The sequence below is a fragment of the Thermoactinomyces sp. CICC 10735 genome, assembly GCF_016055175.1.
GTDB lineage: Bacteria > Bacillota > Bacilli > Thermoactinomycetales > Thermoactinomycetaceae > Thermoactinomyces > Thermoactinomyces vulgaris.
In genome coordinates, this window is the sequence record NZ_JAECVT010000004.1 from 92,589 (window position 1) to 106,114 (window position 13,526).

Annotated in this window: 8 protein-coding genes and 2 pseudogenes; 4 read left to right on the plus strand and 6 right to left on the minus strand. The window is 42.6% G+C overall.

Annotation, left to right across the window (positions count from 1 at the left end):
* Positions 1 to 319 precede the first annotated feature (319 nt).
* A complete protein-coding gene (gene nfi / locus I8U23_RS09445; RefSeq protein WP_198050973.1) occupies positions 320 to 991 on the plus strand; it encodes a deoxyribonuclease V in 672 nt (223 codons plus the stop codon).
* 445 nt (positions 992 to 1,436) lie between these two features.
* On the opposite strand, the gene I8U23_RS09450 is transcribed toward nfi, so the two are convergent.
* The gene (locus I8U23_RS09450) at positions 1,437 to 2,780 is read right to left on the minus strand and encodes a sigma-54 interaction domain-containing protein (RefSeq protein WP_232335510.1); all 1,344 of its coding nucleotides are present in this window, start codon (positions 2,778 to 2,780) and stop codon (positions 1,437 to 1,439) included.
* A gap of 291 nt (positions 2,781 to 3,071) precedes the next feature.
* On the opposite strand from I8U23_RS09450, the gene ahlS reads away from it, so the two are divergent.
* The 3 genes and pseudogenes from ahlS (at position 3,072) to I8U23_RS09465 (ending at position 6,561) form a co-directional block, all read left to right on the plus strand.
* A complete protein-coding gene (gene ahlS, locus I8U23_RS09455) occupies positions 3,072 to 3,920 on the plus strand; it encodes an AhlS family quorum-quenching N-acyl homoserine lactonase (RefSeq protein WP_198050975.1) in 849 nt (282 codons plus the stop codon).
* A 49-nt stretch (positions 3,921 to 3,969) separates the two neighbouring features.
* Complete coding sequence (locus tag I8U23_RS09460) at positions 3,970 to 5,094, plus strand: zinc-dependent alcohol dehydrogenase family protein (RefSeq protein WP_198050976.1); 1,125 nt, start codon at positions 3,970 to 3,972, stop codon at positions 5,092 to 5,094.
* 28 nt (positions 5,095 to 5,122) lie between these two features.
* A pseudogene (locus I8U23_RS09465) lies at positions 5,123 to 6,561 on the plus strand (NAD-dependent succinate-semialdehyde dehydrogenase).
* A 138-nt stretch (positions 6,562 to 6,699) separates the two neighbouring features.
* Here I8U23_RS09465 and I8U23_RS09470 read toward each other — a convergent pair.
* From I8U23_RS09470 to I8U23_RS09490, 5 genes and pseudogenes are all read right to left on the minus strand, one after another.
* Positions 6,700 to 6,789 (minus strand): annotated as a pseudogene (locus tag I8U23_RS09470) (helix-turn-helix domain-containing protein); the annotation flags it as partial.
* A gap of 120 nt (positions 6,790 to 6,909) precedes the next feature.
* The gene (locus I8U23_RS09475) at positions 6,910 to 9,732 is read right to left on the minus strand and encodes a DEAD/DEAH box helicase (RefSeq protein ID WP_198050977.1); all 2,823 of its coding nucleotides are present in this window, start codon (positions 9,730 to 9,732) and stop codon (positions 6,910 to 6,912) included.
* Positions 9,733 to 10,112: 380 nt separating this feature from the next.
* A complete protein-coding gene (locus I8U23_RS09480) occupies positions 10,113 to 10,532 on the minus strand; it encodes a sigma-70 family RNA polymerase sigma factor (protein ID WP_198050978.1) in 420 nt (139 codons plus the stop codon).
* On the minus strand, positions 10,475 to 10,873 hold the full coding sequence (locus tag I8U23_RS13750; RefSeq protein WP_198050979.1) for a sigma-70 family RNA polymerase sigma factor: 399 nt from the start codon (positions 10,871 to 10,873) through the stop codon (positions 10,475 to 10,477). Before I8U23_RS13750 ends, I8U23_RS09480 begins: the two co-directional genes overlap by 58 nt.
* Positions 10,874 to 11,417: 544 nt before the next feature.
* Positions 11,418 to 13,508 (minus strand): 3'-5' exonuclease, encoded by a 2,091-nt coding sequence (locus I8U23_RS09490; protein WP_198050980.1) that lies wholly within the window; start codon positions 13,506 to 13,508, stop codon positions 11,418 to 11,420.
* Positions 13,509 to 13,526 lie beyond the last annotated feature (18 nt).

Sequence of the window (13,526 nt, forward strand, 5' to 3'; positions counted from 1 at the left end):
TTTCAGAGCGCTTCCTTTTGAATGACTTCATTATCGATAAATGTTACAGCTAGTTAGAAAAAATATTATACTTAACAAAGTCGTACTGAATTAAATTTCAAACTCCAACCACTAGTGATTTTTCATAATTCATTATATTTGAACTAAATTTCCTACTTGCAATCCTTCTTACACACCTTTCTCCTTGACCGGTCAATCGGGGCATGACATATGTACCGGATTGTTCAAATGGATCGCCGGTCTGTACTTTTTGGCACAAAACCGTTAAAATCTATGGTCTATACCACAAACACAAAGGGTGAAAAGATTGGAACCCTGCATGAACCATTCTTGGGATTTAGACGAATCCGAAGCATTACGAATCCAAAAGCATTTGGCCTCCAAAGTGATAAAAAAAGACCAACTGGATGCAGTCAAGTATGTTGCCGGTGTGGATGTCGCTTATGATCAAAAATCCGGGAAACTGGTTGCGGCTGCTGTGGTGCTGGATGCCGGATCACTGGATGTCGCGGAAACAGCGATCGCCGAAGACGTTGCCCGATTCCCTTATATTCCGGGTTTATTTTCATTCAGGGAAATCCCACCCATTGCCAAAGCATTAAAAAAATTAAACATCTCACCGGATCTGATTGTTTGTGACGGGCAAGGGATCGCACATCCAAGACTATTTGGGATCGCAAGTCACTTAGGCGTTTTATTCGATGTCCCCACGATCGGCTGTGCCAAAACAAGATTGATGGGTGAAGCCGGACAGCCGGAAATTCAAAGGGGCAGCCATGCTCCCCTGACCGATCACGGTGAGGTGATTGGCAACGTATTGCGGACTCAGGATCATGTAAAACCGATCTATGTTTCAATTGGTCACCGTATCTCCTTATCGACAGCCTGTGACTGGATTTTAAAGCTTTCTCCGCATTACCGCCTGCCCGAAACAACACGGAAAGCCGACCAAACCGTCCGCAGGGCTTTAAAAAACCGCCTTTCCTTCTAAAATTCAACAAAAACAAACCCCTGCCACATGCAGGCAGGGATCATCCCATTAAACGCCCAACCGAACCAACTCGACGACATACTCTGTGAGAAACAACTCATGATTGTAGATATTTAAAGTTTGTTGCCCTGTTTCCACTATGAGTGCTTTATAGACAATGCGACGTTTACGTGTGGAATTGTCCGGTTTGATAACGACAAAAACTTTGCCACTTCGTTGCAGCAGGAAGATCCATATCCGCCCCGATGAAACGATTTGGATTTCTGGAATCAACACCTTGAAATAATGAACCGAAGAGGAAAAGCACAAACTCCCGGTCGTTCAAATTGGTTAAATGAAGTTAAATGAAAAGAATCCATTGTGATTCAAAGCAGATTTCCTCCTGATCCCCCTGACAAAAGTTCCCCGTTGCCGTTCTTCAGCCGTATTTTATCAAGTTTATATTTTAGATCGAACCATTTCGGTTCCATCTTTGTAGTTTTTTGATTAATGTTGAATGGTCAATCCCAAGAACCTTCGCGGCTTGACGAAGGGACGGTTGCGACTTCATCGTCGCTAAAACCAACTGTTGTTCATACCTCTCCACTCTCTCCTTTAATGTGAGCGGATTATTCACCAATTGTGCATTTTGAATATGAGCAGGAAGGTGGTGAAGCTCGATTACAAGGGATGGAACGGAGACAATCAGATTCTCCATCAGATTTTTAATTTCCCTTACATTCCCCGGCCAATTATAACGGCACAACTGTTCCTTGGCGTCGCGACTGAGACGTTTTTGAACGTGGAATTTTTTTGAGTAATGCATAAAGTAATAATCAATAAGAGCAGGCACATCTTCAGGCCTCTCCGACAAAGGGGGGATATGAATCTCAACAACCTGCAGACGGTAAAACAAATCCTGACGAAAGCGTCCTTCTTTCACCAGACTACGCAAATCCCGGTTGGTCGCGGAAATCACACAGACGTTCACAGGGCGTGCTTGGACGCCACCTATCCGATAAACCTGGGGATCTTGCAGCACCCGCAACAGCTTCGTCTGCAAAGCAAGCGGCATTTCACCAATTTCATCAAGTAAGATCGTTCCACCATCCGCCAATTCAAACAATCCTTTTTTCCCCCCCTTGCGAGCTCCTGTAAAAGCACCAGGTTCATATCCAAACAGCTCCGACTCAAGCAGTGCCTCCGGTATCGCAGCACAATTCACTTTGATAAACGGTTTATTCCTGCGATCACTCAAATGATGGATGAGGTTTGCGATCACTTCTTTGCCAACGCCGGATGGGCCAAGCAACAGTACGTTTGTTGGATACGGAGCCACCTGTTTCACTTTTCCGACAATCTCTTTCATCCATTTGCTTTCGGAAACAAAAATGTTGTCTCCATCCGTCGTCAGGTGATACTGATGTCGGTTCAGTTCGGAAAGTCCGACCACCTTCTCCAATTCTTCCGTCAGCCGGTTCAAACGCGTAATATCACGAACACTCGTGACTACCAGTTGGATTTCTCCAGCTTCATCGAATACGGGATTCCCGGTAATAATTACCTCCTTACCATTCCTCAAGTTTTGCATCAGCGATATAGAACGCTTATGTTCGATCACGAGAAGGGAAACCGAATTATTGATGTAGCCTTCTTTAATCAAATCATTCATGTGGCGGCCAATGAGCTCTTCCCGCCGGGTCTCCGACAGCTTCTCATATGCAGAATTCACAAGGAGTGTAACTCCGGAACCATTGGTAACATATACGCCATCCGGAATCCACTCGATAATTTCCGCAATTTGTTCCAACTGTTCCGGGTCAAAGCATTTTGCTTTCAGTATGATAACCACCCCACGCGAAAAAATAATCGGTTCTTCAGTGGTGAAATTTATCATCGAACGGTGAATTTCGTCACCATTTTATTATAACAACGATAATCGGGAATAATCAAAAAAATCAATCTATAATCAGTGAAAAAATTCACCAATCACTGTTCGCCTACCATTTTCATGGCATATGTTGCGTGTTTTTTATGTTGGCACAATTTTTGCTTTTGAAATATAAACGAAAATCATATTTGTGATAAAGGAGGTATGAGCATGGCCAACATCGTGAAAGCACGCCCGAAGCTGTACGTCTTGGACAACGGACGGATGAGGATGGACAAAAACTGGATGATCGCCATGCACAATCCTGCTACTGTTGACAATCCAAACGCACCTGCGGAAATGATCGAGTTTCCGATTTATTCTGTCTTGATTGATCATCCAGAAGGAAAAATTCTTTTTGATACCTCATGTAACCCCAATTCCATGGGACCTCAAGGTCGCTGGTCAGAAGCCACCCAGTCGATGTTCCCCTGGATCGCAAGCGAGGAGTGTTATCTGCACAATCGCTTGGAACAGCTAAAAGTGCGTCCGGAAGACATTAAATTCGTAATTGCTTCTCATCTCCATCTCGATCACGCTGGCTGTCTCGAAATGTTTACCAATGCAACCGTGATCGTCCATGAAGACGAATTCAACGGGACCCTGCAAGTTTACGCTCGTAACCGCTCTGAGGGAGCGTACGTTTGGGCCGACATTGACGCTTGGATCAAGAACAACCTGCAGTGGCGCACCATTAAGCGCGACGAAGATAACGTCCCGCTGGCTGAAGGAGTACGAATCCTCAACTTTGGCAGCGGACACGCATGGGGGATGCTCGGACTGCACGTTAAACTCCCGGAAAAGGGCAACATTATCCTGGCTTCCGACGCGATTTACAGTTCTGAAAACTTCGGGCCTCCGGTAAAACCACCGGGGATTATCTACGATTCACTCGGATATGTAAAAACAGTGGAGCGCATCCGCCGGATTGCGCAAGAAACCCAGTCGGAAATCTGGTTTGGTCATGATTCAGAGCAATTTAAGTCGTTCCGAAAGTCCACGGAAGGATATTACGAATAAGATCCAAGACTCTCAACACCATGTTTTCGTATAAAGGAGGCATTGTCAAATGAAAATACGCGCCGCCGTTTTGTATGAAATGAACCTGCCGGCTCCTTACAAGGACAGCCGGCCACTTCGAATAGAAACTCTTGACCTTGACCCGCCCCAAATGGGCGAAGTACTTATTCGCATACGCGCAGCTGGTTTGTGCCACTCGGACCTTTCTGTCATTAACGGCAGCCGGCCCCGTCCCATCCCGATGGTCCTTGGTCACGAGGCGGCAGGCGAGGTCGTTGAAGTCGGGCCTGGTGTAACCGACCTCCGGCCTGGCGATCATGTTGTCTGCGCCTTTGTACCCAGTTGCGGACACTGCCTGCCCTGCCAAGAAGGTCGGCCAGCCCTCTGTGAACCGGGCGCCAATGCTAACGGTGTGGGAACTCTCCTGTCCGGGGAGAGAAGGTTACACAAAGACGGAACGGACATTCATCACCATCTGGGCATATCGGGGTTTGCGGAGTATGCGGTCGTATCGAGGAACTCTTTGATTAAGGTCGATCCCGAAATACCGTTTGATGAAGTCGCACTCTTCGGGTGTGCAGTGATGACCGGAGTTGGGGCTGTGGTGAATTCCGCCCGCGTCCCAGCGGGTAGCAGTGTAGCTGTTGTTGGATTGGGTGGAGTCGGCCTGTGCGCCATACTGGGTGCCCTTGTAGCAGGAGCAAGAACCATTGTAGCTGTGGATATAAATCCCGCAAAGCTCAAGACGGCACTGGAACTGGGGGCAACTGCAGCATTTGACGCACGCGATCCGGAAGTGACGGAACAAATTCGTGCGGAAACCGACGGCGGTGTGGAATTTGCATTTGAAACCGCTGGTGCAGTTCCCGCTATGCAGACTGCAATCAACATCACGCGTCGCGGTGGCACAACCGTCACGGCAGGACTCCCCCATCCGAAACACCATCTCTCTTTCCCGCAAGTCTTGCTCGCCGCTGAAGAACGAACCATTAAGGGGTCTTACGTTGGAAGCTGCGTTCCGGCACGCGACATTCCTCGTTTTATCGAGCTTTACAAAAAAGGGCGCTTACCGGTCAATCGGTTGCTGACTGACCACTTGCGTCTCGAGGACATTAATGAAGGATTTGACCGCTTGGTTCGCGGTGACGTTTCACGGCTTGTTGTCACGATGTGAGTATGCAAAGTTGAAGGAGAGATTATAAATGAATTCAGAACTAGGTCGGTACTCTCTTTTTATCGGAGGGAACTGGACGGATGGACAATCGGGGGAAACGTTTGACGTCATTAATCCGGCGACCGAAGAAGTGATTGCCACGGTTCCAAACGCCTCCCCTTTAGACATGCAGGCTGCGATTGAGGCATCCGTTGCAGCTCAGGCAGAATGGGCCGACACTCTGGCCTCGGAACGTGCGCATATCTTGCAAAAAGCAGCAGCACTCATGCGTCAGCGCGCCGACTCCCTGGCCCGTATCATAACGATGGAAGAAGGCAAACCACTCTTTGAGGCACGTGGGGAAATTGCCTATGCAGCTTCTTTTCTAGAGTGGTTTGCTGAAGAGGGGAAACGGATCTACGGCGACACCATTCCCTCTGGTTCGCGCTACAAGCGGATTATTGTTCTTAAACGACCGGTGGACGTCACAGCGTCCATCACCCCTTGGAACTTTCCTGCCGCCATGATTACTCGTAAGTTGGGCCCGGCACTCGCTGCCGGTTGTACGATGATTGTCAAGCCATCGGAACTCACACCTTTATCGGCACTTGAAATCGCCCGTGTGTTCGAAGAAGCCGGACTTCCGAAGGGTGTTTTGTCGGTGGTGGCAGGAACAGACGCGCCGGCGCTCACCAAAGTTATTATGGATGACTCCCGCGTCCGCAAGGTTTCCTTTACGGGATCCACAGAGGTCGGCAAGATCCTGATGCGTCAAGCCGCCGATACCGTGAAGAGGCTCTCTCTTGAACTCGGGGGGCATGCGCCGTTTATCGTCTTTGAAGATGCCGATTTGGACACCGCTGTCGGCAACGCAGTGACTTGCAAAATGCGCGGTATGGGCGAAACGTGCGTCTCGGCCAACCGCTTCTACGTCCACCGCTCGATTTTAGAAGCCTTTACCGAAAAGTTGGCTACACATTTGTCAAGCATGCAAGTGGGGAATGGATTAGACGAGAAAGTCCTTGTCGGTCCGCTCATCGAGCCGGCTGCGGTGAAAAAAGTGGAATACCATGTACGTGATCCAAGGGAGCAAAGCTCGTCACCGGTGGCAGCTGCTGCGGAGACCGCGGTTATTTCTTTGAACCCACCGTACTTACCGATGTTAATCACTCTATGGTCATCACGCAGGAAGAAACATTTGGCCCTGTTGCCGCCATACTTCCTTTTGACACCGAGGAGGAGGTCATTCGGGCGGCCAATAACACTCCATATGGTTTGGCGGCTTACTACTTCACCCGGGACGTCGGCCGGGTGATACGGCTTGCGGAACAACTCGAATACGGGATTCTCGGGGCCAACGACGGCCTGCCGTCTACGGCACAAGCCCCGTTTGGTGGAGTTAAGGCTTCCGGGATCGGACGGGAAGGCAGTAAATACGGAATTGAAGAATACTTAGACATTAAGTATCTGTCTCTCGGGATTTCATGAAATTACCAAAGATACTTTCCGGCATCCGGCAAAAGTCTGACGTTGGGAAAACGAGCCCTTTTCTCGTTTTCCCTTTTTCCATAATGATTTATATAATAAAAAACCCCTGCCACATGCATGCAGGCAGGGATCATCCCATTAAATTTTCAATTCGCCCAACCGGACCAACTCGACGACAGCTTGGGAACGCCCTTTTACATTTAACTTTTGCATGACGTTACTGATGCGCACTTTTAAAAACTTTGGAACAGGATTTCATTGGGAACAGTGTTTCAGATAATGGGTTATAAAGTCCAAATTACCCAATCAATTTCTTTAAAGTTAACTTCTTTACATTTTCCACCAATTTCAACTGATAGTTTTTAACCTCGCGCTTACTTCTTCTGGTATTTTTCCCAAGAAATAGTCTTCGATCAATTCCCAAAACTCTTTCGTTGATACTTCATTTTTAAACAAATATGTTAACATTTCAACCGATGTTTTATGTCTTTCATATACATTAGTCAGAACTCGATTTTCATATTGTGTAGGATTGTTTACTTCACGGTATAACTGAAAAAATGAGTTGATACGAATGTAAATTTCCGGATTATCGCCTCCGGTTACTGAATAAATTAGTAATCCCATTGCCTCAACCAATCCAAGCAAGATAAATGTTTTTTCGATTTCTTTTCTGTTTCCTTTTGATAAGTACATTTCATAACGATTGTTCTCAACCTCAGATGTATTTTGATTTGATAGGATTTGTTTCATTTTGGAATTTACCCAATCTAAAAAGCCACTGTAGCTGCTGTTAAGCAGTGTGTACTTTTTGCGCCCTTCGTCAAAACGGATGAAGCTGTTATAAAAGTTTGCATGTTTTTTTGTCAGCCGGTCGAAATTCTCCGCGCTATACAGACAAACCATCGCAAGGTTTTCACAATAATATTTATCTTTTTTTGTCTGCCTTTTTAGCTCTTGAGCAAACTCTTCGATGGAGAAGTATTGATTGTTTCGGGCGTATTTACCAAAAATGCTGGAAACTTCACCCACCAGATTCTGTAACTCCAATTTAAATTGAGTGATGTTACTTGTTTTTATCAGAAAATCAATCAGTAAGACAGATTGAATGGAATCAAGAAAAAACAAATTTAAACTTTCATCTTTTGAATGAAACAAGTATTTAAACTGTGGGTAAGACAAAGATGTATAATGATCTTGCCATAAGTTTTTTAAATTACACTGGTAAACGCTTTTTTCTTTTCCTTGTTTTTTGCGAACTAAGGTGAAGTAACGACCAAATTGTTTGATTAATTTGTTTTCAATCTCTTTGTCGACCAAAAAATATTCATTAGCAAAAATGCTCCTCGGTCTGGCAACGATGGGCGAATAGTTCATCTTCAATTTGAAATCTTTTTCAATGATTAATAGTGCCGTTTTTAGCTTGTTATCAATATCCTCAACCTGGTCAGTGACATTCTTTTTTTCAAAGATATAGCGAAACTCATCTGACCTGACAAGCAATTTACGAATAGGGGAGCTCTCTTTGCTTTTTTCCGCCAGTTTTAATATTTTCTCCATCACCTGAATCAGTTGGTGTTTTTTTATAGTTGAAATTCCATGCAATCGATTCACATGAACAAAATCTTTCGGAAGGAAATCGAAATAAGCATACCCTTTATTCAGAGAACGTGCAGCACGTCCAATTTCTTGGATATAGTCACACACATTTCCAGTTGGTGCGAAGTGATACACATTTTGAATATCAGGAATATCTATCCCCATTCCAAACGCCTTAGTTGCGAGCATAATTTTCGTTTCGTTATTTTTATATTTCAGGTAATTAATATTTTTGTCTTCCTTCTCCATGCTACCATAATAACTTGAAAGATTACTGATTAATTTAGTTGATCCGTATACCCTTGCAAATTGCATAAAGTCAAGTATTAAACGTACAGTAGGAAAATAAACCAGCGTTTTTTGCCCTCTCTGCAGGAAAGTTTCCAACCGAACCAAAAGAATCTTAAATTTGTCGCTTAAGTACTCATTATATTTTTGCTGCTCGAGATCCTTTTGCCTAATTTTGACCTCAATATCATCTCTCTTAATATAACCAAAATAACTGATTGGATTGATTAAGTTCAGACTATCCCGGGTTTCTGCATACATATCTTCAACACCGCCATAGATTGCTGTGGCAGTAAACGTAGCAATCGGAAATTGCATTTCTTTCCTAAGTTTTTGTAAATAACTGCCCAAATACCAATAATCTGAACGGAAAGCTTTTCCCCAAGTAGTAACGATGTGAGCCTCATCAATTACAAACAGACCGACTTTCCTCTCGCCGATCAGTTGTGAAATGTCGGATCGACTTAATAAAGTTTCAGGAGAAATGTAGAGAATGGAGATTTTTCCTTGCTTTATTTTCTCCATGATATCCAATTTTTCTACCGGGGTAAGTTCGGAGTTGATTGTTGCCGAAATATCCACATTTTTACTTTGCAACCCCTGTACTTGGTCTGTCATAAGTCCGATGAGCGGAGAAATGACGATTGTCATTAAATTATATTTATGCGCCAAGTATATGGCCGGGATTTGAAACATGATTGATTTACCGGCACCTGTAGGAGATGTGACAAAAATATCATTGTAATCTTCTTTGTTGAGTGATTTCTCCGCTTGCTTAATGATATCATCTATAATTTGACTCTGTGATACCAATATTGTCTCTTTTTTATTTGAAGGATCATTGATGTTTTTGTACATTTTGAGCAGTCTAAATGAATCATATCCCCAATACTTTTTTAAAATTTTTAAGTACTCTTCCTCGTAAACTCTCTTGGTTTCAAGTTTCTTCGTGGATAAAATCAGTTGGACTTGTTCCTTATACAGGTATTGAAGAAGGGTTAACCGATTATAATAGTAATTTGGAAAAGAATTCAATTCACCGGAGTAAGTAATATGAACTACTTTTCCATTTATTTTTCCCTGTGTAACATCATGAATGAACTGTAATATCTGATCCTCTTCTTCAGAAAGCTCTAAATAGGCTTCTTCATAAACACTTTGAACATCCTCTGGCAGCTGATCTTCGTTCTCAAAAACATAAAAGTCCAGATCATTCGTTTCGGTAACGTAAGTCACATAATATTGGTTGTCAACTTTTTTGATATCCCCAAAATAAGTTTGCAATATTTCCAGTTCAGCAGATAAGTTATCTGGCCATTCATCATCATGATAATAACACTGATATATCTCATCAATATTATCAATGGGGTATAAAATCGGGAAAGTTTGGTGATATAGGTTATTCTTTAACGTGATAATCTCAAAATAAAGAGAAAATATATCTCTTCCTAGGGTGCTCTAGAATCAGCCAGTTGTTGAATGCTAACTTCAGTGGAATAAGACAATAATTTTTCAATCGTGAGATCGTTATAAAATGATTGATCAAATCCTTTAAACACGAATAAAATGTTTTTTGAGTACCTATCTTTTTTACATTGGACAAATGAAATTGAATCATTGATTTGTTGTGATCCATCAAAGAAATCAACTCCATTCCCTGTGTTTTAAGATGCTAGCTCTTTATAATGTTTCAGGATTAGTATTTTCAATCTTTCCAAGGCTTTCTTTTCAATCTGTCTGATTCGTTCACGAGTGACACCCATGATTTGTCCAATTTCCTCCAAAGTTTTGGTTTGACCATTCTCAAAACCGAATCGAAGTCTTATTATATCTCTTTGTTTTGATGATAATTTTTCCAACAGTTTGTTAATCTCGTCCCTTTCAGATTTACTTTCGACCATATATACCGGGTCTGTATACTCATTAACCTGATATCCTAAAATTCTCATACGTTCGTTATCTATAAATTCGATGAGTTCGGTATTTTCACCCTCTCCTGACACAAGGGCATTTAAAGAAGCAAGATTCAAAAATCGGTGTTCAATTTTCTTAGACTCTTCATACTTCTCTTTCGAGATTCCCAATTGTTTACATATCTCTTCAACATCAATTTTTGGATTATGAAAAAGGTATTTTGTTCAGCTCTTTTTATTTTTAAAACAGTCTCAAATGCATGAGCCGGGATCCTTACCGTCAATCCTGTATCCATGATTGCACGTGTAATATGCTGACGAATCCACCATGTCGCATAGGTGGAAAACTGGTAACCTCGTGTAGGATCAAATCTGTGAATCGCTTTGATTAAACCAATAATCCCTTCTGAAACTAAATCGTCATAGCTTAACTTATGACTAACATAGTTTTGATATCTCAAAGCAATTTTTTGTACAAGCCGTTTATTACTTAAGATCAGATTTTTGAACACCCGTTCTTCACGATATTTTTGATAGTTGCTAATCAGGTCAGTGTTGTTATTGTAATCTTCCGATTCATTATCTATAAAACTTTCAGGTTTTCTTTTTAACTCAAGGCTTAAGATTTCGTCAATATCTAAATCTTCTTCAAAATCAAGTTTGCTAGATCTTTCATTTACAATCTGACAACCTTTTGATCTAAGATAACCCTGAACAAACTCCTCATCGACATCTCGCTTAACAATGCCAGCTATAATTTTTTTGGCTTCTTCTATGTTTATGAATTTTCTTCATGAAAAAGCTGAATGTAGTTGTTTTATCATCGTATAATCCAAATGCATATACCCGACCCACTTTCATAAAAATCAATTATAAATTTACCTCATCACATCGGATATATAACCATGATCACTAGATTCGCATTGTTTTCCTTCCATATTCCATCAATTGAGCATTCCTTTTTGGCGACCTGATGGAGTATCTATCAAACTCTTTATGAAAAAAATTTAAATTTAGAGACAGTAACCCGGCTCGAACAATGAGCCAGGTCTAATCTTAATTCCTCAAAAATGGCGACGGTTTTCCATATGAAGTAATAAACAATTTCTCGCGTGCTCTTGTACTGGCAACATACAAGAGAGAGCGCTCTTGCCTCATTTTCTCTTCTCTTTCTTCTACATCTTTAATTTTTGTAAAAGCACCAAGGGGAACAACTTTTTCATTAACCCCAGCCAGAAAGACAACACGAAATTCGAGCCCCTTACTTCGGTGCATCGTGCCGCAATGAACTGCCTTGTTGCTTAAATGAGATTCTGTTGTGAGAAGTGAGGCGGAAACTCCATTATCTTCCAAGAACTTTCGGTACCTCTCAACCATTCTTTTTGTTCTCGAGAAAAGGCCGATCTCATGAGGTAAAATTCCTTCTCTCAATAATTCCTTCACTTGTTTTAGAATAAATTGTCTCTCAAGGTTTACATTTGTAAAGTTTACGCAGACGGGTTCGGTTCCAGACATAAGCGAGATATCATCTGCAAAATTTTGCCCTCCGTCTAAGTCATCAAAGGGAATATGTCTGATGACTTTCATCGCCTGTTTTCGAATTTGTTCAGTGGTACGGTAGTTAATGCGTAAACGCCTGGATCTTTGCCCGCGAACATCAATTCCGCAACGTGAAAGAACCGCAAAACGGGAGTAAATGCGTTGGTGAGGATCTCCCACAATAAACAGGTCATTTCTGTTTTTCGGAACCAAGGCCCTCAACAATTTAAACGACTCTTCAGTAAAATCTTGAGCTTCATCAACGATGGCAGCACGATAACTCAATCGACCGGGGTTCGTTTCCAGCCATTTTCGGGCAATGCGAATGATATCCGGATATTCATACCAGCCTCTTGCCTCCATCTCACTGCGGACATACTCAACAACTTTCCATATTTCTTCCCGTTCTTTTTTGCTAATTTTCGTTTTCCCACCTTTACGCAGAAAATTTAAATATTCTTCCTTTACTTCGATTCCATAGGGTTGGATAAACCGGTCATATTCTTTCTTGATGAGCATCAGTTGACTTGGGTCTATGTTTAAACAGCTTCCGACTTGCCTCCAGATGATTTCTCGATCTTGGTTACTCTCAATCATTTTGTTGATTTGTACACCGCAATACATTTCAACAATTTCTTTGGCCAACCGGTCGATGTTAATAACATCAATTCTTTGTAACTCCTCAGGTGTACACATGGTGTTTAAGTAGTCTTGTACGATTGCTACCATATTAACGTTAAAGGTGGTAAAGAGAAGTTTCTCATCCGGAAGCAAAAAATCTCTCACCAACTTCCTTGCCCGGTGTAAAGCAACTACCGTTTTGCCTGTTCCGGCTCCTCCGAGCACTTTTACAGAGCCGCTAAAATCTTTCTCGACCAGTTCTTTTTGAGTGGAATGCAAAAACAACCGCCACCGGTCAAAAGGATATTTTAAAATCTCTAACAGCTGTGTATCGGAAGAGATCACAGCCACTTGGCTTGATGTATTTAACATCGCTTGGAGGAATGGTTGATCTGATTTTTCTTGACCTTTCCTTTGTTCTGCCTTGATCTCGGTGACAATCTGAAGTACATCTTGATACGGCTCACCCTGGGCGATCCATAAGAGAGGTTCAAACGTATCTTCCGGAATTTCATCGGCATACTTGTACAGCTCATCGGCTGTTTGAATACTGTATATAACCGGAATAAGCTCTTCCGGTACACCGATGGCAATCAATTGCTTTTCGGTATAATCAGAAAATATTCCTTTTACCGTATTTGAACCGTTCCTTCCCGGGCTTGTCCACATTTGTAAAAGACCCGTCGCCTTATTAACCTCAAATCGCTTCTTTTCCGCCCACTCGTATGCCTGATCATGATTATCAATCCACACAAACAAATTCACATCTTCTTTTTCCGGCTTGACAAGAATCGCCCGGTATTTTTGATTTACACGGACAGAATGGACTTTGGGATCAATCGCACCTTTCACCCGTTCAAAATTCAATCCATGAGCTTCCGGGTGTTCGGTAAGCTGATGAATCATATCCCAAGCCAATTTTTGAACTTGAGGCGGAACTTCTGCGATTGCCTCGGTAAAGGTTTTATGAATGGAAACGATGGGCATAGAAAATTCTCCTTTCAG

Coding starts and splice junctions, on each gene's coding strand:
- I8U23_RS09490 (WP_198050980.1), bottom strand. CDS start 13,508: ATGCCCATCGTTTCCATTCATAAAACCTTTACCGAGGCAATCGCAGAA.
- nfi (WP_198050973.1), top strand. CDS start 320: ATGAACCATTCTTGGGATTTAGACGAATCCGAAGCATTACGAATCCAA.
- I8U23_RS09460 (WP_198050976.1), top strand. CDS start 3,970: ATGAAAATACGCGCCGCCGTTTTGTATGAAATGAACCTGCCGGCTCCT.
- ahlS (WP_198050975.1), top strand. CDS start 3,072: ATGGCCAACATCGTGAAAGCACGCCCGAAGCTGTACGTCTTGGACAAC.